General features: G+C 59.6%; 19 protein-coding genes and 2 pseudogenes. 11 read left to right on the top strand and 10 right to left on the bottom strand.

Annotated features, from left to right (window positions below; genetic code table 11):
- Window positions 1–54: 54 nt before the first annotated feature.
- From VDP61_RS14885 to argE, 3 genes and pseudogenes are all read right to left on the bottom strand, one after another.
- Window positions 55–1221: a M20 aminoacylase family protein gene (locus VDP61_RS14885; protein ID WP_323007657.1), complete on the bottom strand. Its 1167-nt coding sequence runs from the start codon at window positions 1219–1221 to the stop codon at window positions 55–57.
- 60 nt (window positions 1222–1281) lie between these two features.
- Window positions 1282–2620, bottom strand: a pseudogene (locus tag VDP61_RS14880) (NAD(P)/FAD-dependent oxidoreductase).
- Window positions 2621–2623: 3 nt separating this feature from the next.
- On the bottom strand, window positions 2624–3790 hold the full coding sequence (gene argE / locus VDP61_RS14875; protein WP_415234571.1) for an acetylornithine deacetylase: 1167 nt from the start codon (window positions 3788–3790) through the stop codon (window positions 2624–2626).
- Between the two features lie 235 nt (window positions 3791–4025).
- Between argE and VDP61_RS14870 the strand changes: the two genes are divergently transcribed.
- The 5 genes from VDP61_RS14870 (at window position 4026) to VDP61_RS14850 (ending at window position 9823) form a co-directional block, all read left to right on the top strand.
- Window positions 4026–5045: an ABC transporter ATP-binding protein gene (locus tag VDP61_RS14870; protein ID WP_323007656.1), complete on the top strand. Its 1020-nt coding sequence runs from the start codon at window positions 4026–4028 to the stop codon at window positions 5043–5045.
- Window positions 5038–6117, top strand: coding sequence for a dipeptide ABC transporter ATP-binding protein (locus VDP61_RS14865; RefSeq protein ID WP_323007655.1), 1080 nt, complete (start codon window positions 5038–5040; stop codon window positions 6115–6117). The genes VDP61_RS14870 and VDP61_RS14865 overlap by 8 nt, the downstream gene beginning before the upstream one ends.
- On the top strand, window positions 6114–7814 hold the full coding sequence (locus tag VDP61_RS14860) for a peptide ABC transporter substrate-binding protein (RefSeq protein WP_323007654.1): 1701 nt from the start codon (window positions 6114–6116) through the stop codon (window positions 7812–7814). The genes VDP61_RS14865 and VDP61_RS14860 overlap by 4 nt, the downstream gene beginning before the upstream one ends.
- 76 nt (window positions 7815–7890) lie before the next feature.
- Window positions 7891–8898, top strand: a complete 1008-nt coding sequence (locus tag VDP61_RS14855; protein WP_323007653.1) for an ABC transporter permease — start codon at window positions 7891–7893, stop codon at window positions 8896–8898.
- The gene (locus VDP61_RS14850) at window positions 8891–9823 is read left to right on the top strand and encodes an ABC transporter permease (protein ID WP_323007652.1); all 933 of its coding nucleotides are present in this window, start codon (window positions 8891–8893) and stop codon (window positions 9821–9823) included. Before VDP61_RS14855 ends, VDP61_RS14850 begins: the two co-directional genes overlap by 8 nt.
- A 142-nt stretch (window positions 9824–9965) precedes the next feature.
- On the opposite strand, the gene VDP61_RS14845 is transcribed toward VDP61_RS14850, so the two are convergent.
- From VDP61_RS14845 to VDP61_RS14830, 4 genes are all read right to left on the bottom strand, one after another.
- On the bottom strand, window positions 9966–11249 hold the full coding sequence (locus tag VDP61_RS14845) for a DUF3422 domain-containing protein (protein WP_323007651.1): 1284 nt from the start codon (window positions 11247–11249) through the stop codon (window positions 9966–9968).
- A gap of 173 nt (window positions 11250–11422) precedes the next feature.
- Entirely contained in the window at window positions 11423–12856 is a 1434-nt protein-coding gene (locus tag VDP61_RS14840) for an NAD(P)(+) transhydrogenase (Re/Si-specific) subunit beta (protein ID WP_323007650.1), read from the bottom strand.
- Window positions 12857–12871: 15 nt separating this feature from the next.
- A complete protein-coding gene (locus VDP61_RS14835) occupies window positions 12872–14449 on the bottom strand; it encodes a Re/Si-specific NAD(P)(+) transhydrogenase subunit alpha (RefSeq protein WP_323007649.1) in 1578 nt (525 codons plus the stop codon).
- 144 nt (window positions 14450–14593) lie between these two features.
- A complete protein-coding gene (locus tag VDP61_RS14830; protein WP_323007648.1) occupies window positions 14594–15037 on the bottom strand; it encodes an isoprenylcysteine carboxylmethyltransferase family protein in 444 nt (147 codons plus the stop codon).
- 75 nt (window positions 15038–15112) lie between these two features.
- On the opposite strand from VDP61_RS14830, the gene kynU reads away from it, so the two are divergent.
- Window positions 15113–16309, top strand: coding sequence for a kynureninase (gene kynU, locus VDP61_RS14825; protein ID WP_323007647.1), 1197 nt, complete (start codon window positions 15113–15115; stop codon window positions 16307–16309).
- Between the two features lie 188 nt (window positions 16310–16497).
- Entirely contained in the window at window positions 16498–17439 is a 942-nt protein-coding gene (locus VDP61_RS14820; protein WP_323007646.1) for a L,D-transpeptidase, read from the top strand.
- Window positions 17440–17524: 85 nt separating this feature from the next.
- On the opposite strand, the gene VDP61_RS14815 is transcribed toward VDP61_RS14820, so the two are convergent.
- Window positions 17525–18322, bottom strand: coding sequence for a gamma-glutamyl-gamma-aminobutyrate hydrolase family protein (locus VDP61_RS14815; RefSeq protein ID WP_323007645.1), 798 nt, complete (start codon window positions 18320–18322; stop codon window positions 17525–17527).
- A gap of 155 nt (window positions 18323–18477) precedes the next feature.
- Here VDP61_RS14815 and VDP61_RS14810 point away from each other — a divergent pair, with 155 nt between their 5' ends.
- Both VDP61_RS14810 and VDP61_RS14805 read left to right on the top strand, forming a co-directional pair.
- Complete coding sequence (locus tag VDP61_RS14810) at window positions 18478–18825, top strand: DUF305 domain-containing protein (protein WP_323007644.1); 348 nt, start codon at window positions 18478–18480, stop codon at window positions 18823–18825.
- Between the two features lie 90 nt (window positions 18826–18915).
- On the top strand, window positions 18916–19872 hold the full coding sequence (locus VDP61_RS14805) for a magnesium transporter CorA family protein (RefSeq protein WP_323007643.1): 957 nt from the start codon (window positions 18916–18918) through the stop codon (window positions 19870–19872).
- A 20-nt stretch (window positions 19873–19892) separates the two neighbouring features.
- Here VDP61_RS14805 and VDP61_RS14800 read toward each other — a convergent pair whose 3' ends face one another.
- Window positions 19893–21134 (bottom strand): pyridoxal-phosphate-dependent aminotransferase family protein, encoded by a 1242-nt coding sequence (locus VDP61_RS14800; RefSeq protein ID WP_323007642.1) that lies wholly within the window; start codon window positions 21132–21134, stop codon window positions 19893–19895.
- 249 nt (window positions 21135–21383) lie between these two features.
- Here VDP61_RS14800 and VDP61_RS14795 point away from each other — a divergent pair, with 249 nt between their 5' ends.
- Both VDP61_RS14795 and VDP61_RS14790 read left to right on the top strand, forming a co-directional pair.
- Window positions 21384–23051: an ABC transporter ATP-binding protein gene (locus VDP61_RS14795; RefSeq protein ID WP_323007768.1), complete on the top strand. Its 1668-nt coding sequence runs from the start codon at window positions 21384–21386 to the stop codon at window positions 23049–23051.
- A gap of 51 nt (window positions 23052–23102) precedes the next feature.
- A complete protein-coding gene (locus tag VDP61_RS14790; RefSeq protein ID WP_323007641.1) occupies window positions 23103–23879 on the top strand; it encodes a folate-binding protein in 777 nt (258 codons plus the stop codon).
- Window positions 23880–23954: 75 nt separating this feature from the next.
- Here the strand turns inward: VDP61_RS14790 and efp are convergent.
- Window positions 23955–24520, bottom strand: a pseudogene (gene efp / locus VDP61_RS14785) (elongation factor P).
- Between the last annotated feature and the right edge of the window lie 3 nt (window positions 24521–24523).

Genomic DNA, 24523 nt, shown 5'->3' with positions numbered 1-24523 from the left:
CCGTCGAATTTTCGTCGAAAATTCTGATTTTTCGACGAAAAATCGTGACCCGCGTCAGGCTGCCGGCATCCGCGCCTCAACCATGCCCGCATACCAGCTAGCGCCAAAGGGAATCGCGTTATCGTCAAAATTATAGGCTGGGTGATGCACCATCGCGGTGTCTCCATTGCCCAGGAAGATATAGGCGCCTGGACGCGCGTTCAGCATATAGCTGAAATCCTCGGCCCCCATCAGCGGCGCCGTATCGGTGCGGACCTTGCCAGACACGGCCTTCGCCACCTCTGCCGCAAAGCCGGTGTTTTCCTCGGCATTCACCGTAGCGGGATAGCCGCGCTGAAAATTCACCACCGCCGAGGCCCCGAAAGCCGCGGCCATCTGCACCGGCAACTCGTTCATCCGGGCCTCAACCTGGTCTTGGACCGCAGTGTCAAATGTGCGCACGGTTCCTTTTAAAACAACGGTTTGTGGGATGACATTATGCGCGTTGCTATCGGTGGACACGACACAGGTTGACACAACGACCTGCTTCAGCGGGTCCACATTGCGCGCAGCGATGGATTGCAGGCCCACGATGATATGCGACGCCACCAAAAGCGTATCAATGCAATCATGTGGCTTGGCGGCATGGCCACCCTTGCCGGTCACGGTGATTTCGAACTGATCTGCCGCCGCCATCATCGGGCCGGGGCGAATTTCAAACTGGCCCACGGGAATGCCGGGCATATTATGCATGCCGTAAACTTCCTGAATATTCCAACGGTCCAACATTCCATCCTTGACCATCTCGCGCCCGCCGCCGCCCCCCTCTTCGGCGGGTTGAAAGATAACCACAGCTTTGCCGTCGAAGTTACGGGTTTCACACAGATATTTCGCAGCGCCCAGCAGCATGGTGGTATGCCCGTCATGGCCGCAGGCGTGCATTTTGCCCGGCACTTTCGAGGCGTATTCCAGCCCTGTCGCCTCCATGATCGGCAGCGCGTCCATATCGGCGCGCAGGCCCACGACCTTGCCACTGTTGTCGGTCTTGCCATGGATCACGCCGACAACGCCGGTGCGGCCAATGCCTGTCACCACCTCATCACAGCCCCATTCCCGCAGCAGGTCAGCGACTTTGGCGGCGGTACGATGCACCTCGAACAGCAATTCCGGGTTTTCATGGAAATCGCGGCGAATGGCGGTCAACTCGGGCAGCATTTCGGCAAAACGGTTTTTTACGGGCATCAAAGCCTCCTCCTCATGGTATGGCAGCAGGTTGAATTAAACGCGCCGATGCTGCAAGGGTCAGAGCGCCGGCGCAGGCTTTATCTTTGAGCCATCGGAAAAGCGCGCCAGCCGAAAGCGGGTCAGGTCATGGCCCGCAGGCTTGCCCATCACCCTATCGGCCATCACGCGGCCAATACCGGGGCCAATGCCAAAGCCATGCCCGCTCATCCCTGTGGCGATGAACAAACCGGCAAGCGGCGCTTCATCCAGCACCGGCACCACATCGGGCATCGTATCAATCATCCCGCCCCAGACGCTGCGCAGTTTTGGGCGGCCAAGCTGCGGATAGGCGGCGGCAAAGGCATCTTGCACGGCCGCAAGCGCTTTCATATTCGGCGCGGGGTTCAGCACGCGCATATCCTCAAACGGCGAACCGCAACTGATGTCCCAAACCCGCGCCGTGCCCCAGGCATCGGGAAAGCCCGTGGGGGGCGGCCGCGCGAAAGCGGGTTGAGGTGAAATCCTTGCGCAGCACCGGCAAGAACCGGGTGAAATGCCGAAACGCATCCGGCCCGATAAAGAAATCATGCGCTGACCCCGGCGCAATCGTATAACCACCATCGACCCGGCGGCGAAAGGCAAAGCGGCTGTCGGCAGCATTGCCCGGAAAAATCTGCGGCATCGCATCGGTCGCCGCCACCGAGGACAGCACCGAAAGCTGCGGCAACCCCACGCCCTGCGCCCGCAAAAACAGCGACGACCACGCCCCCCCCGCCAGCACGACCGCATTGCAGGCCACTTCGCCCAATTCGGTCACCACGCCCGTCACCCGGCCATTGCTGCTGTCAAGCCCGCGCACCGCACAGTTTTCGACAATCACACAGCCCTTTTCGGCCAGTGCCTGCGCGATGACCGGCACCGCCACCCATGGTTCTGCCCGCGCATCCGACGGTGTTACCATGCCGCCGCGCCAGATATCGGCCCCCAGCAGCGCCGAAAGCTCGGGTTTCGTCAACATCCGCGTGTCCAGACCATTGGCGCGGGCATGCGGCATGAACTCCTCGAACTCGGCCATGTCCTTGGCCCCATTGGCCATATAAACCGCGCCGCCCTGCCGAAAGCCCAAGGCCTCGCCCAGTTCCGCCACCAGATCATGCCAGATAGCCAGACTTTCCACCATGATCGGCAATTCATCGGCATCGCGGCCCTGTTGCCGGATCCAGCCCCAGTTGCGCCCTGATTGTTCAGCCGAAACGCGGCCTTTTTCGCAGATCAGCACCTTTTGGCCGGCGCGGGTCAAAAACCACGCGGTCATCACGCCGATGATACCGCCGCCAATCACCACAACATCGCAGGCCTTTGGCAATGGCCCGCTGTGCTGCGCCGGCTGATCAATTGAAATCGGAAAACCCAGCATCATTTATTCCGTCAAATCCTGCACCAACCGCTGCATAAAGGCCCAGCCCTCGTTGAACTGCGCCACCTCCAGATATTCATTTGGCTGATGTGCCTGCGCAATATCGCCCGGCCCGCAGACCACACAAGAATAGCCCTCGGCCTGAAATTGCCCGGCCTCGGTGCCATAGCTGACGACCTGCGCGCCGTTATCGCCGGTCAATCGCCGCACCAGACGATCCGCCGCGCCATTGTCCTCGGGCACCAGCGCTGGCACGAAAAACGTCTGGGTCAGGGTGATCGCCGCCTCGGGGCGCACGGCCTTGATCTCGGCATCCAAACGCGCCGCCTCGGCCTTGAACCGGTCGGCCCAGTCGGCTTCACTTTCGCCGGGCACCACGCGAAAGCCAAAGCCGAAATGGCAATCCTTGGCGGTGATATTTTCGGCGGTGCCGCCACTGATCTTGCCGACATGCGCTGTCGTCCAATGCGGCACAAAACCCGCCGCCAGCGTTGATGGCGGTTTGGCGGCGTTTTCAGCGTTGATCTGGTTGGCCCAATCAATCAGCCGTGCCGCGGTCATAATCGCATTGACGCCGGTGTGCATGAGCGAAGAATGCACTTCAAACCCCTGAACATGCACCGAAAAACCGTGCCCGCCTTTATGCCCGTTGACCAGCCGCATCATTGACGGCTCTCCGACCACCACGGCGGCGGCGCGCGGCAAGGTCTTGACCATCTGCGCGATCATCGGCGGCGCACCGACACAGCCCACCTCCTCATCATAGCTGATGGCGATTTGCAGCGGGCGCTTGACCCGGGCCTGCAAGGCCAGTGGCACAGCGGCCAAGGCCAAGGCGATGAAACCTTTCATGTCACAGGTGCCGCGCCCGTAAAGCCGTCCGTCTTTTTCAACCACCGTGAACGGGTCAGTGACCCAATCCTGGCCCTCGACCGGCACCACATCGGAATGGCCTGACAGCACCACCCCGCCCGGAACCTCTGGCCCGACATTGGCAAACAGTGACGCCTTGGTGCCAGCGTCATCATAGACCCGATGCGAAACCACCCCATGCGAGGCCAGATAGCTTTCCACCCAGTCAATCAGATCAAGGTTGCTTGCACTGCTCACGCTTTGAAACCCGATCAACCTGTCCAGGATTTCGCGCGGTGAGAGGGTCATGGGGGGCATTGATCGCGTCCTTGTTTTTTGGTTCAGGGTCTGCGGGGCGGGCCTTGGCCCTTGTGCAACAGTCTTGGTCCGCCCGCAACAGAACGTCAGCCAGAAGCCCGGCGCAATGCAAGGCCAAATCGCATCTCATCAAGAAAGCCTGTTGCGGCAAGTCAAAAAAGCAGTAACATCACAGCCAACCGAGGCGGCCAAAGGCTGATCCCGGAAAAACGTATAACGACATGGGAGTCGCCATATGCCCGATGGGGCCAAGCCCGTTCTTGATGTGCGGGGCTTGCAGACCGTGTTCCGCACCCGTAGCGGCGAGGTTCATGCAGTCAATTCAGTCAGTTTCCACCTTGAACCCGGCGAATTGCTGGGGGTCGTGGGCGAAAGCGGGTCAGGTAAATCGGTGACGATGATGTCGCTGATTGGCTTGCTGCCAATGCCCCCTGCCGAGATTCGGGCGGGTGAGGTGATGCTGGGTGAGATCGACCTGCTGAAAATCCCGGCCGATCAGTTGCGCGTCATTCGCGGGCGGCGGATCGGCTTTGTGTTTCAGGACCCGATGACCAGCCTTAACCCGGTGTACACGATCGGCAATCAGGTGATGGAACCTTTGCGCCGCCATATGGGCCTGAACAAGGCGCAAGCCCGCCTGCGCGCGATTGAACTGCTGGATCTGGTCGGCATCCCCGATGCTGAACGGCGGCTGAAGGATTACCCGCATCAGTTTTCCGGCGGTATGCGCCAAAGGGTGATGATCGCGATTGCGCTGGCCTGCGACCCCGAAGTGCTGATCGCGGATGAGCCGACAACCGCGCTGGATGTGACCATTCAGGCGCAGATCATCGAATTGGTGAAAGATCTGCGCAGCAAACTTGGCATGGCAATCGTCTGGATTACCCATGACCTTGGCGTGATTGCGGGTATCGCTGATCGGGTGGCGGTGATGTATGGCGGGCAGATCGTCGAGCAGGCCCCGGTAAAGGAATTATTCGTCAACCCGCAGCATCCCTATACCCGCGCCTTGCTGAAAACCATTCCCTCGGTCACCGGGCAGCGTGAGGCGCGTTTGCGGGTGATCGAAGGCCAGCCGCCGATCATGGGCGCGGCCCCCACGGCCTGCCCCTTCATGCCTCGCTGCGCCGAAGCGTTTGCGCGTTGCCAGGCCGAAAACCCGGCACGCCGCGCGATCGGTGCAGGCCGCGTCGGCTATGGCCATGATGTCGCCTGCCATTGGAACGCGCCAACCGGGAGCGCCGTTGATGCTTGATGCAAAGCCCACCCCGTTACAGGCGAAAAAGCTGGTCGAGGTCAAAGACCTGCGCATGTATTTCCCGATCCACACCGGCCTGTTGCGCCGCCATACCGGCGATGTCAAAGCGGTGGATGGGCTTAGCTTTGATATCTTTGAAGGCGAGACGCTCGGGCTTGTGGGCGAATCTGGCTGCGGCAAATCCACCGTTGGTCGCGCCCTGCTGCGGCTGTATGAGCTGACCAGCGGTTCCGTCACCATCGACGGCGAAGATATCGCCAAACTGTCACCCGAGGCGCTGCGCAAGAAACGCCCGATCATGCAGATGGTGTTTCAAGATCCGCAGGCCTGCCTGAACCCGCGCATGACCGTGGCCGCGATCATCGCGGAACCACTGGATGAACATACCAAGCTGAGCGCTGACGAAAAGCTGGAAAAAGTCTATGCGCTGATGGATGCTGTCGGCCTTAACCGGGCCTTTGCCAACCGTTACCCGCACGCGTTTTCGGGGGGGCAGCGCCAGCGTATCGGCATCGCCCGCGCGCTGGCGCTGAACCCGAAATTCATCGTCTGCGATGAACCGATCGCGGCGCTGGATGTCTCAATTCAGGCGCAAGTGGTGAACCTGCTTGAGGATTTGCAGGAAAAGCTGGGCCTGACCTATCTGTTCATCAGCCATGATCTGTCGATGGTCCGTCATATCGCCGACCGCGTGGCCGTGATGTATCTGGGCCGGATTGCCGAACTTTCCCCGCGCGAACCGCTTTATGCCGAGCCGCTGCACCCCTATGCCAAGGCGCTGCTGTCTGCCGTGCCCGACCCCGATCCGCAAACCGAGGCCACGCGCCAGCGCATCATCTTGCAAGGCGACGTGCCGTCGCCGTCAAACCCGCCAAAAGGGTGCAACTTTTGCACCCGCTGCCCCGAGGTGATCGCGATCTGCCGTGAGGTGAAGCCCGAACTGGCCGAGGTGCGCCCCGGCCGTTTTGTGGCCTGCCACCTTGTAAAACCCGAAAACAACAGCGCCACCGGACCAACCGGCAAGGCCAAAGCCAAAGAGCATAACCAACAAGGAGAACCAAAACCATGAAACTGAAAACCGCCCTTCTGGGGGCCGCCTGCGCCTTTGCCTTTGCGCCCGCCGCAATGGCAGAACGTGGATCTGACGGCAACGTCAAGGTTCTGTATTCGCAAGCTATTTCCATCATGAACCCCTATCTGTCCGCGGGCACCAAAGACGTCGAGGTTGGCAGCCTTGTGCTGGAACCGCTGGCAGGGTTTGACCATGAAGGCGTCATGTTCCCGCGTCTGGTCACCGAATTGCCAAGCCTTGAAAATGGCGGCATTTCCGCAGATCAAACCTCGGTCACCTGGAAGCTGAAGGAAGGCCTTCTGTGGTCTGATGGCTCGCCCTTCACTGCCGATGATGTTGTCTTTACCGCTGCCTATTGCATGGACCCGGCAGGCGGCTGCGCGCAATTGGCCAAATATGAAGGCGTCAAAACCGTCGAGGCGATTGACCCGCTGACCGTCAAGGTCACCTTCACCGGGCCAAAGCCAAACCCGCTTGTCGCCTTTGTCGGTGCGGAATCCCCGATCATCCAAAAGGCACAGTTTGAAAAATGCCTTGGCGCGGCGGCACCAACCTGCACCCAGGAAAACTTCAACCCCAATGGCACCGGCCCCTTTGTCGTCACCGACTTCAAGGTCAATGACAGCGTCGAACTTGCGGCCAACCCCCATTACCGTGACCCGGCAAAACCGATCTTTGCCACTTTCACGGTAAAGGGCGGCGGTGATTCCGCATCGGCTGCGCGCGCGGTGATGGAAACCGGCGAGTTTGATTACGCCTGGAACACCCAGATCAACCCCGAATTGCAAGCGCAGATGGCGGCGGGTAACAAGGGCAAATTCGTCAGTGATTTCGGCACGTTGGTAGAGCGGATCGAGATGAACATGACCGACCCTTCGCCAGATCTGCCCGAGGGTGAGCGGTCCACCGCCAAGCATCCGCACCCGATCTTGTCGGATGTGAATGTGCGCAAGGCGCTGTCAATGGCGATTGACCGCAACCTGCTGGTTGCAGTGGGCTATGGCGAATCTGGCCGCGCAAGCTGCAATCTGGTGCCGGCCCCGGCCATCTATGCCTCGCCCAATAGCGACTGCAAGACCCAAGACATGGACGGCGCAAAGGCCTTGCTGGATGCCGCTGGCTGGGTCGTGGGGGCCGATGGCGTTCGCGAAAAGGACGGCAAGCGCTTCAAGCTGGTGTACCAAACCTCGGTAAACCCCGTGCGTCAGGATTTTCAGGCCCTGATCAAAGGCTGGTGGAATGAGCTGGGCGTGGAAGTCGAGCTGAAAACCATTGATCCGGGTGTGTTCTTTGGTGGCGACCCCGGCTCGCCCGATACGTTCCAGAAGTTCTATGCAGACGTGGAAATGTATGCCAACAACTTCCCCGGCACCGACCCGGAACCCTATATCGTCGCCTATACCTGTGACAAGGCCCCACGCCCCGAAAGCCAGTGGCAGGGTGAAAACATCAACCGTTTCTGCGATCCGGCCTTTGATGCGCTGGCCGCCGAGCTGATCCAGACCAAAGGCGAGGCCGAGCGCGCAGCCTTGATCATCCGCATGAACGAAATGCTGACCAAAGACACCTATACCATCGTGCCTTTGGTTGACCGTGGGCGTCTTTCGGCACATTCCAACACCCTTGGCGGTGTGGTGCTTAACGTCTGGGATTCGGAAATGGGGAATGTCGAAAACTGGTTCCGCATAAAGTAATCCAAGCCTTGGGCGGCGGGCTTTACGGCCCCCGCCCTGCCCTTTTCCTGACCACTGATGAACCGAGGCGTTGCCCATGCTCACTTTCACGCTCCGTCGGCTGATGTTTGCCATCCCGACGCTTTTGTTCATCAGTCTGCTGATTTTCTTGCTGGTAGACCTCGCCCCCGGCTCGCCGATGAGCCAGATTCCCCTGACCGTCCCCCCCGAGGTGCGCCAAAAGATCATGGAAGCGATGGGGGCGAATGAGCCGGTGTTTGTGCGCTATTTCCTGTGGCTGAAACAGTTTTTCGTGGTAGAGCCGCTGGTGCTGTGGGATCATTGGTGGGGCACCGATTTTTCAGCAGGCTTGCAGCGGATCGTCAGCTGGCAGTCGCGCAGCCCGGTGATGGATATTGTGGTGCAGCGCCTGCCCCAGACCATGACCGTCATCGGCACCTCTTACGTTCTGGGCGTGCTGATCGCCCTGCCCATCGGCATCTATTCCGCCTATCGGCAGTATTCATGGTTCGATCAGATCGGCACTTTCATCGCGATGATCGGCTTTTCGGTGCCGACATTCTTTACAGGTCTGGTGCTGATCCTGGTTTTTGCGGTCAACCTGCACTGGTTCCCGTCGATCTATGATACCTCGCTGCGGGTCACCGATTGGACCAGTTTCCTGCAGCAGGTCAAACAAATGGTTATGCCGGTGACGGTGCTTGCGCTTTACAATGCCGCGCAGATCAGCCGCTACATGCGCTCATCCATGCTGGAAAACCTTGGTCAGGATTACGTTCGCACGGCCCGCGCCAAAGGGTTGACCGAACGGGTGGTCGTGCTGAAACATGTGGTGCGCAACTCGATGATCCCGGTGGTTACGGTCATCGCCCTTGGCATCCCCGGTATTTTTGCCGGCGCGATCATCACCGAACAGGTGTTTCGGGTAAATGGCATTGGCGCGCTGCTGATTGGCGCCATTCAAGGCTCGGACCTGCCAACGGTGCAAACCCTGACCTTCATCTTTGCCGTGCTGATCGTGTTGTTCAACCTGATCGCCGATATCCTTTACGGCATACTTGACCCGAGGATCCGCTATGACTGAAACCGCACATCCCGCCGCAGCCCTGCCAAAACCGCGCAGCCAATGGGCCGATGTCTGGGTTCAGTTCAAATCCCACAAAGGGGCTTTGATCGGGCTGTTTGTCTTTGCCTCACTGGTGCTGTTCGTCTCGATCGGCCCGCTGGTCTGGAGCAAAGACCCGACCTTCATCAACCCCGATCCGCTGACGATGATCAAAACCCGCAACAAGCCGCCCTCGCTGGAATTTCCTTTGGGCACCGATCAGCTGGGCCGCGACATGCTGGCCCGGATGATGAAAGGCGGGCAAACCTCTATTGCCGTGGGGCTGACCGCGATGGTCATTTCCATCACGCTTGGCACCTTTGTCGGGGTCATGGCGGGCTATTTCCGGCGGCTTGACAACCTCTTGATGCGGGTTACCGACCTGTTTCTGGCCCTGCCGTTGCTGCCGCTTTTGTTGGTCATGGCGATGCTGTTTCGCGCGCCTTTGTCCAAGGCCTTTGGCCCCGAAGGCGGCACTTTTTTGCTGATCGTCACCGCCATCGGGTTGACCAGTTGGATGCAAGCCGCCCGCGTGGTGCGTGGCGAGGTGCTGGCCCTGAAAGAGCGTGAATTTGTGCTGGCCGCCCGGTCTATCGGCACGCCATCGCGCCGGATGATCCTGCGCCATGTGCTGCCCAATGTGATGTCACCGATCATGGTTGCCGCCACCCTTGGCATCGCCAATGCGATCATCACCGAATCCGCGCTGTCGTTCCTTGGCCTTGGCTTTCCGCCGGATTTTCCGACCTGGGGCCGGCTGCTGTTTGACGGCGCGGAATATATCCAGCAATACCCCGAGCGGGTTATCTGGCCCGGCGTTGCCATCTCGCTGACGGTGCTGTCGGTCAACTATATCGGTGACGGCTTGCGCGATGCGCTTGACCCGCGGATCCGGGGGCGCTGATACGTTCTTTTGCAAACAAGGCCCCTTGCAGCGGGCCGTTTACCGCGTTTCGCCTTTGACTTGAAACAGGGCCTATCAGATAAGGCGTTGAAATCATTGATTTCAGGCGGCGATCTGTGGGGCAGGTTCAAGGCGAAACGCTTTAATGAAATTTTTTCCTGATGCCGCGCACCATACCCCAGACGCCCAAAATCACCAAAGGCGCCAGCAGTGCCAATGTCAGCCCCTTGGATACCCCAACAAGTTCGGTCAGCGGATAGGCGATATAGCCCAGCAGATTCACTGCGTAATAGCTGATCGCCACCACCGACAGCCCTTCTACCGTGGTCTGCAACCGCAGTTGCAAGTCTGCCCGCGCGTCCATGCTTGCCAACAGCCGTTGGTTCTGCGCCGAGCGTTCCACATCGACCCGCGTGCGCAGCAATTCCGCCGCACGGGTTGCGCGGTCGGCCATGCTGCGCAAGCGTGCATCCACCGATTTCACCGTCCGCATCGCCGGGTCATACCGGCGCATCATGAACTCGCCAAAACTCTGGCGCCCCGAAACCCGTGCTTCGCGCAGCACCGAAATCCGCTGGTTCACAATCGCCTCATAGGCCTCGGTCGCGGCAAAGCGAAAGCTGAACTGCACCGCAAGGCTTTCCAGTTCTGACGAGATTTCCAGCAACGTGTGCAGCACGGCGTCTGGGGATTGCTCGGTCCGGTTCATCCCGGCAATCAATCTGGAAAGCTGCGGGTCCAATGTGTTCAACGCCGCGCTTAAGCCGCGCGCCTTCCTCAGCCCCAGCATCGACATCGCGCGGTAGGTTTCCACTTCGCACAACCGCTGCACAATGCGCCCCACCCGGCGCGCACCCGCAGCTTTTTCGACAAAAACCGCAAAGCGCATATGCCCCGCCGGATCAATCCGAAAATCCCCGGCAATCACCGCGGCGCCATCAACCACCCGCGACACAGCCAGACTTTCCGGTTCAAACCACGCCTCCAACTTTGCCAGCATTTCCGCCTCATCCTCGGGAAGCTCCTCGACCCGGATCAACACCGATGTCAGCCGCGTTCCCGGCGCATCGGCCAGCCAGTCCTCGGGGAAAATATCTGCCTCTGCCGGGTCAAAGGCGCGGGCCGAGACCCCGCTGCCAAAGGCCGAGTAGGTCACAAACTCAGTATGGCTTTCCCATTTCAAGGCGTGCCGGCCCATCTGCCCGGAAAAATGCGTGGCACCGGGGGGCGGGTGGGCCGAGCCGTGCCGATCAAGCAGGGTCAGCAAATGTGACCGATCGGCTGAATGATCGCGGTTCACCGCGTGATCGGGCTCTTTTATCGCGATATAAACCGCATGGCAGGGCACCGTCAGCGTCGGAAACGGCCGCGCATGCAATTCATTCACCAGTTCATAGCGCAGGGGATGATCTTTGATTTTGGGCATTGGAACCTCGGCCTGTCTTGCCCCCAAAAGATGAGGCGGGTTGGGAATTGTAAATTCCGCAATTCCAATAAAGCCGGTGCGCAATGGTACACTGGTATTTCCGCAACGCCCCATAAACGCAAAGCGCCCCGCCAACACGGACGGGGCGCTTTTCTTTGGCCATCAGGCCTTGGTCAATCAATCAGCGGCAGCAGCGCATCCAGTGATTTTTTGGCGTCGCCGTAAAACATCCGGGTGTTTTCTTTGTAGAACAGCGGGTTTTCAATGCCCGAATACCCCGTTCCCTGCCCGCGTTTCGACACGAACACCTGTTTCGCCTTCCAGCATTCAAGGACTGGCATGCCGGCGATGGGGCTGTTGGGGTCTTCTTGTGCGGCCGGGTTCACGATGTCGTTGGACCCGATAACAATCGCCACATCTGTCGATGGGAAATCCTCGTTGATCTCATCCATTTCCAGCACGATGTCATAGGGCACCTTGGCCTCGGCCAAAAGCACGTTCATATGGCCGGGAAGCCGCCCCGCAACCGGGTGAATGGCGAAACGCACCGTCTTGCCGCGCGCGCGCAGCTTGCGGGTCAGTTCGGCCACCGCCGTTTGCGCCTGCGCCACAGCCATCCCGTAGCCCGGAATGATGACAACGCTATCGGCCTCATTCAACGCCGCAGCAACGCCTTCGGTATCAATCGCCACCTGCTCGCCCTGAATTTCCATCGCCGGGCCAGTGGTGCCGCCAAAGCCGCCAAGGATCACCGAAATGAAACTGCGATTCATCGCCTTGCACATGATATAAGACAAGATCGCACCCGAAGAGCCGACCAGCGCCCCCACCACGATCAGCAGATCATTCGACAGCGAGAACCCGATCGCCGCTGCCGCCCAGCCGGAATAGCTGTTCAACATTGACACCACGACCGGCATATCCGCGCCGCCAATGCCCATGATCAGATGATAGCCGATAAAGAACGCCAGCAGCGTCATTACGATCAGGGGCCAGGCCGCCCCGCCTTGCAGGTAGACAAACAGCATCAAGGCCGAGCCCAAAGCCGCGCCCGCATTCAGCATATGCCCGCCCGGCAGCTTTTTGGCCACACCATCAACCTTGCCCGCCAGCTTGCCATAGGCAATCACCGACCCGGTAAAGGTCACCGCCCCGATAAACACGCCCAAGAACACCTCAATGCGCAGAATTGTCAATTCAACCGGCGCCTTATGCGCCAGAATTGCGGCAAAGCCTTCCAGCAGATGGCGCTGATCTTCGGGCGTTGCCGCCACGAATGCCGCCTCCAGATGCGCGTTGTAACCGATGAACACCGCAGCCAGACCAACCAAAGAGTGCATGGCCGCCACAAGCTGTGGCATTTCTGTCATCTGCACCCGCTGGGCCACGACCCAACCAATCGCGCCGCCGATCGACAGCATCACCAGCGACAAAAGCCAGTTGCCAGCCCCCGGACCGATCAGCGTGGCCAGCACCGCCAGGGCCATCCCCGCCATGCCGTAAAGAACCGCGCGCTTGGCGCTTTCCTGCCCCGAAAGCCCGCCAAGCGACTGAATGAACAGCACGGCTGCGACAACATAAGCGGCTGTTGTAAAACCATATTCCATATTATACGTCCCCGCTTACGACTTTTGGAACATGGCGAGCATACGCCGTGTCACCAGGAAACCGCCGAAAATATTGATCCCGGCCATAAAGACCGACAAGCTTGCCAGCACAACCACCAGCCAGCTTCCCGACCCGATCTGAAGCAGCGCCCCCAGAATGATGATCGAGGAAATGGCATTGGTCACCGCCATAAGCGGTGTGTGAAGGCTGTGGGCCACGTTCCAGATAATCTGAAACCCAACATAGCAAGCCAGCACAAATACGATGAAATGCGACATGAAGCTTGCCGGTGTGTACAGCCCCGCCAGCAGCAACAACCCGCCACCAATGGCCAAAAGCCCCACCTGGTTGCGTGTTTGCAGCCTGAACGCTGCAACCTCCTTGGCGCGGCGCTCCTCCGGCGTCAGTTCCTTGACCTTGGCTTTCGGTTTTTGCACCGCAATTGCTGCAATCTTGGGCGGTGGCGGCGGGAAAGTAATTTCCCCCTTATGCGCCACAGTCGCCCCCCGGATTACGTCATCCTCCATATCATGGTTGATAACGCCGTCCTTGCCGGGTGTAAGATCGGCCAGCATATGCCTGATATTGTTGGAATAAAGCGTTGATGCCTGCGCCGCCATCCGGCTTGGAAAATCGGTATAGCCGACAATGGTCACGCCATTATCGGTGACGATCTTTTCATCCATAACCGTCAGATCACAGTTGCCGCCCCGCTCTGCCGCAAGGTCGATGATCACCGAACCGGGCTTCATCATCTCGACCATATCCTTGGTCCACAGCTTTGGCGCGGGCCGACCGGGGATCAGGGCTGTCGTGATAACGATATCAATCTCGGGCGCCAATTCGCGGAACTTGGCCAATTGCTTGGCCTGAAACTCGGGCGTCGAGGGGGCCGCATAGCCGCCGGTTTCCGCGCCATCGGGCAATTCCGAGGCGTCAAATTCCAGATAGACAAATTCCGCGCCCATGCTCTCAATCTGCTCGGCCACTTCGGGGCGCACGTCAAACGCATAGGTGATCGCGCCAAGGCTGGTTGCCGTACCGATCGCGGCCAACCCGGCCACGCCCGCGCCCACGACCAAAACCTTGGCGGGCGGCACTTTGCCCGCCGCTGTCACCTGGCCCGTGAAAAAGCGGCCAAAGTTGTTGCCGGCCTCGATCACCGCACGGTAGCCCGCGATATTGGCCATCGACGACAGCGCATCCATTTTCTGCGCGCGTGAAATCCGCGGCACCATATCCATCGCGATGACGGAAGCGCCTTGGGCCTTCATCTGCTCCAGCAGCTTGTCGTTTTGTGCAGGCCAAAAGAACGAAATCAGCGTCTGCCCCTCGCCCAGCAGCTTGGCCTCATTCGGCTCCGGCCCCCGCACCTTTACGATCACATCTGCCGCCTTGAACAGGGCGGCGGCGCTATTCACCACCTCGACGCCCGCCGCCGCATAGGCCTGATCCGCAAACCCGGCCTTCGCGCCTGCCCCGGTTTCGATCAAACATTCATGGCCCAGCTTTTGCAGCAATTTGGCCGAATCCGGCGTCATTGCAACCCGCGCTTCGCCCTCAAAAATCTCTTTGGGTGCCCCAATCTTCAACAGCTTCTCCCCCGATATTTGACGCCATCCAAGGCGTCAGGTCCGCATTTCTGCCACCCTTAAACACCGCGAAAGATTATTTCACAAGTCAGCAGCGAAATCGCGGCGTTCTGCTGCGGCGTTCTGGCGCGATGTTGCGACATTTCAGACCCAACGCCGCACCCGCGCCGCCCAATCTGTAAATTCTGCGCCGAATTTCGCCTTCAGCCGCGCCTCTTCGGGCCGGATAAAGCGCCATTCCAGCACCGCCATGAAAATGGGAACCAAAATCAGCGCATTTATCGCCTTTAGCCATAGAATCGCGCCCAGCAATATAAGAACATCAGCCAGATAGATCGGATTGCGTGACAAGCGATAAACCCCATGCGTAATCAACGCATTGGGCTGGCGGTGCGGAATGATCGTCGTCTTGTGGTTCCGAAACTGCAGCGTCGACAATGCCAGCAGCGCAATGCCCGTCCCGATCAGCACCACCGCCAGAATTCGCGCGCCCGGCCCATGGGTTTCCCACGCCTCTGGCATCCGCAACCAATAGCTCAGCCCCACAAACCCGGCCAGCCAGACCGGCGGCATATCCAACCAACGCATAGCGCCTCCTCAATTCAAGCTTGAAATCAATACGGCAAACCGCTTGAATGCCGCAATTCACGCAAAGGATGCCCCATGCCTACCGATTTCGCCAGTCTCCGCGCCCAGTTTGATCTGCCAGAAGGCATGATTTACCTAGACGGTAACTCGCTTGGCCCGATGCCTCGTGCCGCCGCCGCCCGCGTGGCGCATACGGTGACCGAGGAATGGGGCAAGCTGCTGATCACCGGCTGGAACAAGGCAGGCTGGATGGCGCAACCCTCGCGCGTTGGCGACCGTATCGCGGGCCTGATCGGTGCCGAGCCGGGATCTGTGGTGATGGGCGATACGCTTTCGATCAAGGTGTTTCAGGCCCTGACCGCGGCGCTGGAACTGAACCCTTCGCGGCGTGTGATCCTGTCCGATACCGGCAATTTCCCGTCCGATCTTTATATGGCCAGCGGGTTGTGCCGCATGCTCGGCCCCGATTACACCCTTAAAACCGTCGCCCCCGAAGATGTGGCGGCTGCCATCGACGACACCATCGCCGTCACCTTGCTGACCGAAGTTGATTACCGCACGGGCCGCAAGCATGACATGGCCGCCCTTACCAAACTGGCGCAGGCCAAAGGCGCGGTGACGGTCTGGGATCTTGCCCATTCGGCAGGCGCCTTGCCGGTGCATCTGGCCGAATGTCGCGCCGATTTCGCCGTTGGCTGCACCTATAAATACCTCAACTCCGGCCCCGGCGGTCCGGCCTTCATTTATGTCGCCCCGCGCCATGCCGAAAAAATCAATCCCGCCCTTTCCGGCTGGCTTGGCCACGAAGCCCCCTTTGCCTTTGATCTTGATTACCGCCCCGGCGCAGGGATTGAACGAATGCGCGTTGGCACCCCGCCAGTCTTGCAATTGGCAGCGCTTGAGGCCTCGCTCGACATCTGGGATCAGGCCGATATCAACGATGTCCGCGCCAAATCCATCCAGCTCATCGACCGTTTCATCGCGGGGGTCGAGGCCGCCTGCCCCGCCCTTACCCTTGCCGCGCCGCGTGATGGCAATCAGCGCGGCTCGCAAGCCTCGTTCCGCCATCAAGACGGCTACGCGATCATGCAAGCGCTGATCGCGCGCGGCGTCATCGGTGATTTTCGCGCTCCTGATATTCTGCGTTTCGGCTTCACCCCGCTGTTTATCAATGATGAGGATGTGGACGGCGCCGTCAAGATTCTTGCCGATATCATGGAAAACAACCTTTGGGACCGCCCCGAATACAAAACCCGCGCCCGCGTCACCTGATGCGCCTGCGGCGTTCATCTTGGCAAAAATACCTCTACGCGCTTTGCCTTGCAAAGCCGCAAAACCGGGGGCCAGGCAAGAATCCCTCACTTTTTACTGGCAATCCGCTTTGACCCCCGGTTTTCTTTGTTCTATCCATGGAAACAATCCACAGAATCCGCCCTTGGCGGCACAGTAAAGGTATATTCATGCGCAGTTTCGGCTTCCCCTTTCGCCTCATAGGCCTTCCGATCGCCCTCTCGCTGGCGCTTTCGGCCTGCGTCGCGCCGGTTGCCACCACCCCGGCAGACCCGACAGCGGCCAAGCGCAACGCGCCGCTGGAAACCCCCGAGGTCGCCTATGTCGCGCGGATGGATGGCGCGATTCCCGTTCCCGCCGTGCCCTTGGATAAACTGCCAGAGGCTTACCGCCGCCAGGAAGTCTCCTATCCGACCGACCGCCCGCCGGGCTCTATCATCATCCACCCCGGTCAGAAATTCCTCTATTTCGTCACCGGCAAGAATACCGCGATCCGTTACGGCATTTCTGTCGGCAAATCCGGCTTTGAATGGGCTGGTGAGGCTGTGGTGTCGGAAACCAAGAACTGGCCCACCTGGACCCCGCCCAAGGAAATGATCGAGCGCAGCCCGAAGCTGGAGAAATGGAAGGACGGTCAGCCCGGCGGCCCGACAAACCCGCTTGGTGCGCGCGCGATTTACCTGCTGTCGGGTGGGCGTGACTACGGCTACCGCATCCACGGTACGCCGGATTGGTGGTCAATCGGCAAAAACGCCTCGTCCGGCTGTATCCGCATGATTCAACAAGACGTGATTGACCTGAACAAACGCGTCAGCCCCGGCGCCAGGGTTCTGGTGCTTAACGCCGATGGGTCGGTGCCCAATGGCCTGAAGGTTCCACCACCGCCAAAGCCCAAAGCAGCGGTGGTCAAGGCCGCCCCCAAGCCAGAGGTCCCCGAGCTGGAGATCAAGACGGTCACCTATCAGGTGGATGTCTCTGAGGCGGCCCCCGCCGGCGCGGTTACGCCCGGTGCAGCCGCGCCAGTAGCCCCCAAGGTTCAGCCCAAGACTGATGCGGCCCCCCTTGTTCCAATGATTGTCGCACCGGCAGCACCGACAAAAACCACACCCTGACCGTATCCAAAACGGCGGAAATAAAAAAGGCGGGCTGCTTGGCCCGCCTTTTTTATTGGAAAACCCCAACCGCCTATGCCCGCGCCTATGCCCCTGCCAGCGCCATTGACGCAGGCCTATGCCCGGCGGCCCAAGCTGCGGCAGCCGCCCCAAAGGCGGTGAACAAGGGGCGCGACACCGGGTCGGCGGCTGCGTTCCATTCAGGGTGCCATTGCACCGACAGCGTAAACCCGGGCGCGTCCTTGATGTAAATCGCCTCGGGCGTACCATCCGGGGCAAGCCCGTCAATCACCACCCGCGCACCGGGTTTGCAAATGCCCTGCCCGTGCAGCGTGTTGGTCATCACTTCGGTTGCCCCGATCAACCCGGCAAATACCCCGCCAGGGGAAAACTGCACCAAATGGCGCAGCGCGAATTTTTCCTCAATCGTGCCTTCGGGCGGCATGCGGTGGTTCATGCGGCCCGGCAAATCCCGAATCTCGGGGTAAAGCGTGCCGCCCATTGCCACATTCACTTCTTGAAAGCCGCGACAGATGCCCATAAAGGGCTGGCCGCGTTCAACACAGGCCCGCACCAGCGGCAGGGTGATTGCATCGCGGCAGCGATCAAAGTCGCCATGCGCCGGGGTTTCCGCCTCGCCATATTCTGACGGATGCACATTTGGCCGCCCGCCAGTCAGCAAGAACCCGTCACACAGATTCAAAAGCTCATCGACAGTAACAAAACCCGGATCGGATGGGATGATTATCGGCAAACATCCCGCCACCCCGGCCACCGCCTGGCTGTTCATCGTGCCACCCGCATGCACCGGATAGTTTTCGTTCAGCAGGTTCATATTGCCGATGATCCCGATAACCGGGCGTTTGGCTGGGTTAATAGGCATCGGGCATTCCCGGTAAAATCACTGACATGTGGCAAAGATAGGCCAGTCTGCACCCAAGGTGAAGCGCATAGATCACCCCAGGCCGCATATCACAGATCGTTGATTTGCCTTGCCCCCGCCAGAAGCCTGCAAATCAAAGGCAAATCCCTGGCTCAATGGCCCCAGAAGGAACCGTCTTCTTTTCGCCGTCTCGCTTGCCCCTTATGGCCCAAACCGATCACTCCCAGCACCAGATGGCGGGCGATAAGGCCCCTGCCTCTCGGGCTTTGGTTGAGGCGAACATGAAAATGCACGCCGAAAAGAACAGTCCTCTGACCGGCGATGCCGATGTTGGTTTTATCGCGGGCATGATTCCCCATCATCAGGGCGCTGTCGAAATGGCGCAGATTGTGCTGCAATATGGCACCGACCCCGAGGTTCGCAAAATGGCTGCAAGTGCCATTGCCACGCAAGAGGCCGAAATTGCCTGGATGAAGGGCTGGCTGGCCCGGAACGGGCACTGACGTCTTTGCGCAACGCCGCTTTAGGGGGGTGACAATCGCGTGCCGTGCAGCAACAAAGGGCAAAGCCCGAAACGGCGCATGAGGCACGCGATGATCAACAGTTTTTTCCTGCAAAACAGTGTTCTTACCCCCAACGCCGCCAGCCTTGAAGGCGCGGTGTGGATTGATCTGGACAACCCAACCCCACAAGAAGGCGCCGCCGTCGAGGCCGCCGTTGCCTGCGAAATTCCGACGCGGGACGAAATGAAAGAGATCGAGATTTCCTCGCGCCTCTATCTCTATAACAATGCCGTCTATATGACGGCAATCTTGCCCGCCAATTCCGATAGCGGTGATCCTGTCATGGGGCCGGTCAGTTTTGTGCTTACCCCGACGCATCTGGTCACAATCCGCTACCACGCCCCCCGTGTCTTTACCGCCTTTCCCCCCCGCGCCATAGCCACCAAGCTGGAAATGCAAGGCGCCGATTCCGTGCTTATGGCCCTGCTGGAAGCGGTGATTGACCGGCAAGCCGACATTCTGGAACGGGCCGCAATCGAGATCGACGTTCAGTCGCGCAGCGTCTTTTTGCCGGCTAAACGCGGTAAAAACCCGGATTATCAGGCGGTTCTGGAAAAAATCGGGCAAATGGGAAACCTGAATTCAAACATCCGCGACAGCTTGCTGACCCTGGATCGCCTGATTACCTATTTCGGTCAGATCCTGACCAAACATGATGCCAATTCCGATCTGCGCGAACGGGTAAAAACCCTGGCAAGCGATGTGAAGTCGCTTGCGGATCACGCCAATTTTGTCGGTTCCAAGATCACGTTCTTGCTGGACGCAACGCTAGGCCTGATCAACATTCAGCAAAACGGCATCATCAAGATCTTTTCCGTGGTATCGGTCATTTTTCTGCCCCCCACGCTGATCTCTTCGGCCTATGGGATGAACTTTGCAAACATGCCCGAATTGGGGTGGGAGCATGGCTATCCCTATGCCCTGGGCCTTATGGTGACCTGCGCGGTGCTGCCCTATCTGTTTTTCAAATACAAGAAATGGCTATAGCGTTCAGGGGTTACAACGCCCTAACGCGCTGAAATCGTACGGGTCGCGGCCATGATCCCGCCCGCGCCATGCGCAATTCCCAGTGCCTGCATGCCCGTTTCCATCACGGCCAGCACGCCCAGGGTCATATGCGCATTCACATGGCCCATATGCGCTACCCGCAAAAACCCGTGCCAGGCAGGATCATTCGGCAAGGCCATTCCCAACCCGATGCCCAGCGTCACGCCGGCCTGATGCTCGCACCACTCGCGCAGCCGCGTGGCATCCTGCCCCCCGATCCGCGCCGCCGTCACCGAACAGCCCCGATCCTGGGGCCGCATGACATTCATCGCAATCGCGGGGTTGCCGTCGCCCCACACCTCAAACGCGGCCCAGACCGCCCCTGCCAGCGCCCGGTGTCGCGCCCAGACATTTTGCAGCCCCTCCTCCTCCAGCATCATCAGCGCCTCGGACAGGCCATACAGATGATGCGTCGGCGCTGTGCCGTTGAAATACTGCCAGAATTCAGTGCCAAGCGCGCGCGGCTCCCAATCCCAATAGGGGGTGCGCAGGTCATTCCCCCGGCAGCGCGCCCGCGCCTTTTCGGAAAACCATAAAATCCCAAGGCCCGGCGGCGTCATCAGCCCTTTTTGGCTGGCCGCGACCGTAACATCAACGCCCCAGTCATCCATCCGAAATTCATCACAGCCAAGCGAGGCAATGCAATCAATCGCCAACAAGGCCGGATGGCCGATCGCATCCAGAACGGCGCGCAACTGCGCAACATCGGTCTTGATCGAAGTTGATGTATCGACCTGCGTCGCCAGCAACGCCTTTATCTTGTGCCCGGTATCGGCCCGCAAGGCCGCCTCGACCCGGCCCATGTCAACGGGCGAGGATTTACCGAAATCAAGCACCTCCACATCCACCCCAAGCGCGCGCGCCAATTCGGCCCAGCCAATGCCGAAACGCCCGACCGCCAGCACCAAGGCCTTGTCCCCCCGGCTGAAAAGATTGGCATTCGCCGCTTCCCAGGCGGCATGGCCATTGCCGATGTAGATCGCGCAATACTGATTGGTTCCGGCAACGGCCTTCAACCGCGGCCAGATACTTTCCATGACGCCATAAACCTCACCGCCATAGATATTGGGCGAGGCGCGATGCATGGCCCGCAAAACCCGGTCCGGCATCACCGAAGGGCCGGGAATGGCAAGATAGGGGCGGCCCCCCGACAAGGAAACGGGTGCATGCGCCGGGGCGGCAAGCGAGACAGAGGATTTCATCAGCGGCGCTTTCAAGGGATTTCATCAATAGTGCTAGGCCCGGCGATAGCGCCCGTCAACCACCCTCGGCCTGCCATTCCTGCCACGCCTTGCAGCCGCAGGCCATAACGCGCTACACCTTTCGCAACCGATCCCAACCCCGGCCCTGCCCCCGTGACCCAAAAACCCCCCGCCCCCGCCAATCCTTACCGCTCTACCCGCCTTTTTGGGCGGCTTTGGTCAGGGTATCTACAGCGCTACCGTGGGCTTATGGCGCTGGTATTTTGTGTGATGGTGGTTGAGGGCAGCACGCTGGGGGCGCTGTCCTATATGCTTAAGCCCTTGTTTGACAAGGTGTTTGCGCCGGGTGGTGAATCTGCGCTGATCTGGGTGGGCATTGGCATATTGGCGCTGTTTACCATACGGGCCGTTACCTCGATCACCTCGAAAACCCTGCTGACCATCATCGCACAACGCTCATCCTCGGCGATGCAGGTTGATTTGCTGCGCCATATCCTTACCCTTGACGCAGGGTTTTTTCAAACCAATCCGCCCGGCGCGCTGATCGAGCGGGTACAGGGCGATACGATGGCGGTGCAAGGCGTCTGGTCCACGCTTATCACCGGCGTTGGCCGTGACATCATCGCCCTGATCGGTCTGTTTGCGGTTGCGCTGACAATCGACCCGGTCTGGACTGCGACCGCCTTGATCGGTGCGCCCCTGCTGATTGCACCGGCTATCATTATCCAGCGCTATATCCGCCGCAAGACCGCCGCCATGCGCAATGATGCCGGTCACCGGGCCACCCGTCTGGATGAGGTGTTCCACGGCATTCAGGCTGTAAAACTGAACCGGATGGAAAAATATCAGGTTTCGCGCTTCGAAGAAATCGTGCAACGCCTGATCCGCGCCGAAATTCGCATGTCGGCGGGGCGTTCGACCATCCCGGCCCTGATCGACCTGATTACCGGGATCGGTTTTTTTGCGGTTGTGATGCTTGGTGGATCGCAAATTGTAAGCGGCGAACGGACCATCGGCGACTTCATGGCGTTTTTCTCGGCCATGGCGCTGACCTTTCAACCGTTGCGGCGACTGGGCGATATGATCGGCTTTTGGCAAGTTGCTGCGGCCAGCCTGGAACGGTTGTTTCGGCTGTTTGACACCTTGCCCGCGCCGCGACTGCGCGCCACCTCCAGCTTGGCCAATCCGGGCAAGGCCCCCCGCATCCGCTTGCAAGATGTGGTGTTTGGCTATGGGGAAACCCCGGTTCTGCGCGGGCTCAGCTTTGTGGCCGAGGCTGGCAAGATGACCGCGCTGGTCGGTGCCTCGGGGGCTGGAAAAAGCACCGTATTCAACCTGCTGACAGCCATGGCAGAGCCGCAATCGGGCCAGATCAGCCTTGATGGCACCGATATCGCCACGCTTCCCTTGCCGGATTTGCGCAGCCAATTCGCGGTGGTGACCCAGGACGCCGCCTTGTTTGATGAAAGCCTGCGCGAAAACATAGCGCTTGGCGGCGCGCCGGATGCCGACCGCCTGAGCGCCGTCATGGATGCCGCCCATGTGTCGGAATTTGTCGCCAACCTGCCACTTGGTCTTGATAGCCCGGCAGGCCCGCGCGGCTCGGCGCTGTCGGGCGGCCAACGCCAGCGCGTTGCCATTGCCCGCGCCCTGTTGCGCGATGCGCCGGTATTGCTGCTGGATGAGGCGACAAGCGCGCTTGACGCCCAATCCGAGGCACTGGTAGCCGAAGCGCTTACCCATGCCGCCGCCGGGCGCACGACGCTGGTGATCGCCCATAGGCTTGCCACCATCCGCAATGCCGACCATATTGTGGTGATGGATCAGGGCCGTGTGGTCGATAGCGGCACGCATGATGAATTGCTTGCGCGCTCTGGCCTTTATGCCGATCTGTGCAAGTTGCAATTTCAGGCCTGAGCGGGTGTTCGACCGCAACAGGGTCAAGTTGGCTCCAAAGGGAGACGTGTGATGATCGGCGAAACCGCCACCAACCGCCACCTGGCAACCGTCACAGGCAAGGATGCGATCACCTTTCTGCAAGGGCTGCTGACCAATGACGTCTTGCCCCTTGGCCAAGCGCCGGGGCTGGTCTGGACTGCGTTCCTGTCACCGCAGGGCAAATATCTGGCTGATCTCTTTGTGGTCAATACCGGTGCCGCGCTGCTGCTGGATCTGCCGGCAGGTTTGGCCGAAGATGTGCTGAAACGACTTTCGATGTACCGTCTGCGCGCCGATGTGCAGATCACTCCGACCACCGACCTCTTTGTCACTCGCGGGCTAGGGGGCAGCCCAGAAGGTGGCTTTGCCGACCCACGCCACCCGGCACTTGGCTGGCGCCGCTATGGCACGGCCTGCGGCACGCCCCCCCGCATCGACTGGGACAGCCTGCGCGTGGCGAATCTGATCCCCGAGGCCACTGTCGAACTAATCCCGAATGACAGCTATATCCTCGAATGGGGTTTTGAGCGGCTGCACGGCGTCGATTTCCGCAAAGGCTGCTATGTCGGACAAGAAGTGACTGCCCGGATGAAACATAAAACCGAGTTGCGCAAAGGTATCGCGCGGGTTTTGGTTTCCGGGCCAATAGAAATCGGCACAGAAATAACCGCCGAGGGCAAAGCCGTCGGCCATGTCTTCACCCAAAGCGGCGGCCAGGCCATCGCCTATCTGCGCTATGATCGGGTAAGTGACACTATGACTGCGGGTGGTGCCGCGGTCATGTTTTTGGAAAAAAATGACGCCTAGCGGCTACAATCCGCGAATTTTCGTCGAAAATTCAGATTTTTCGACGAAAAATCGCAGATCCGTGGTGCTGATAGGTCAGGCCCGCTCGGAATATTCCATCAACTCGGTATGCACGATGATATCTTCGTCCACGCCAATAAACGGTGGAATCATGATCCGCACGCCATTGTCCAGAATCGCCGGCTTGAAGCTGTTGGCCGCGGTCTGACCTTTTTGCACCGGCTCAGTCTCTACAATTTTGCAACGCACCTTTTGTGGCAGCCGCATCGACAGCGCCTCATCGCCGTAATATTCCACCGTCGCCATCATCCCGTCTTGCAAGAATGGCCGGCGATCGCCCAACAAATCGGCAGGCAGCTCGATCTGCTCAAAGGTTTCATTGTCCATGAACACCAGCATCCCATCGGTTTCATATAAAAACTGCTGGTCCTTGTTTTCCAGTGTCACCCGCTCCACCTTGTCCTCTGAGCGGAAGCGTTCATTCAGCTTGCGGCCATCGCGCAGGTTCTTCATCTCGACCTGTGCAAAAGCCCCCCCCCTTTTCCGGGTTTGACAATACTGACCTTCACCGCAGCCCACAGGCCGCCGTCATGTTCCAGCACAAAGCCGGGCTTTATTTCATTACCGTTGATTTTGGGCATTGT

The organism is Pseudorhodobacter sp., from assembly GCF_034675685.1.
Classification (GTDB): Bacteria; Pseudomonadota; Alphaproteobacteria; order Rhodobacterales; family Rhodobacteraceae; genus Pseudorhodobacter.
The sequence above is the reverse complement of the archived record's forward strand: the minus strand, read 5'-3'. Positions and strand labels throughout refer to the sequence as shown.

Bases quoted from the DNA above. Each gene is read 5' to 3' on its own strand.
- VDP61_RS14885 (WP_323007657.1), bottom strand. From the start codon at position 1,221: ATGCCCGTAAAAAACCGTTTTGCCGAAATGCTGCCCGAGTTGACCGCC.
- kynU (WP_323007647.1), top strand. From the start codon at position 15,113: ATGCCTACCGATTTCGCCAGTCTCCGCGCCCAGTTTGATCTGCCAGAA.
- VDP61_RS14805 (WP_323007643.1), top strand. From the start codon at position 18,916: ATGATCAACAGTTTTTTCCTGCAAAACAGTGTTCTTACCCCCAACGCC.
- VDP61_RS14850 (WP_323007652.1), top strand. From the start codon at position 8,891: ATGACTGAAACCGCACATCCCGCCGCAGCCCTGCCAAAACCGCGCAGC.
- VDP61_RS14820 (WP_323007646.1), top strand. From the start codon at position 16,498: ATGCGCAGTTTCGGCTTCCCCTTTCGCCTCATAGGCCTTCCGATCGCC.
- VDP61_RS14845 (WP_323007651.1), bottom strand. From the start codon at position 11,249: ATGCCCAAAATCAAAGATCATCCCCTGCGCTATGAACTGGTGAATGAA.
- VDP61_RS14790 (WP_323007641.1), top strand. From the start codon at position 23,103: ATGATCGGCGAAACCGCCACCAACCGCCACCTGGCAACCGTCACAGGC.
- VDP61_RS14865 (WP_323007655.1), top strand. From the start codon at position 5,038: ATGCTTGATGCAAAGCCCACCCCGTTACAGGCGAAAAAGCTGGTCGAG.
- VDP61_RS14815 (WP_323007645.1), bottom strand. From the start codon at position 18,322: ATGCCTATTAACCCAGCCAAACGCCCGGTTATCGGGATCATCGGCAAT.
- VDP61_RS14810 (WP_323007644.1), top strand. From the start codon at position 18,478: ATGGCCCCAGAAGGAACCGTCTTCTTTTCGCCGTCTCGCTTGCCCCTT.
- VDP61_RS14840 (WP_323007650.1), bottom strand. From the start codon at position 12,856: ATGGAATATGGTTTTACAACAGCCGCTTATGTTGTCGCAGCCGTGCTG.
- VDP61_RS14800 (WP_323007642.1), bottom strand. From the start codon at position 21,134: ATGAAATCCTCTGTCTCGCTTGCCGCCCCGGCGCATGCACCCGTTTCC.
- VDP61_RS14795 (WP_323007768.1), top strand. From the start codon at position 21,384: ATGGCGCTGGTATTTTGTGTGATGGTGGTTGAGGGCAGCACGCTGGGG.
- VDP61_RS14830 (WP_323007648.1), bottom strand. From the start codon at position 15,037: ATGCGTTGGTTGGATATGCCGCCGGTCTGGCTGGCCGGGTTTGTGGGG.
- argE (WP_415234571.1), bottom strand. From the start codon at position 3,790: ATGCCCCCCATGACCCTCTCACCGCGCGAAATCCTGGACAGGTTGATC.
- VDP61_RS14855 (WP_323007653.1), top strand. From the start codon at position 7,891: ATGCTCACTTTCACGCTCCGTCGGCTGATGTTTGCCATCCCGACGCTT.
- VDP61_RS14870 (WP_323007656.1), top strand. From the start codon at position 4,026: ATGCCCGATGGGGCCAAGCCCGTTCTTGATGTGCGGGGCTTGCAGACC.
- VDP61_RS14860 (WP_323007654.1), top strand. From the start codon at position 6,114: ATGAAACTGAAAACCGCCCTTCTGGGGGCCGCCTGCGCCTTTGCCTTT.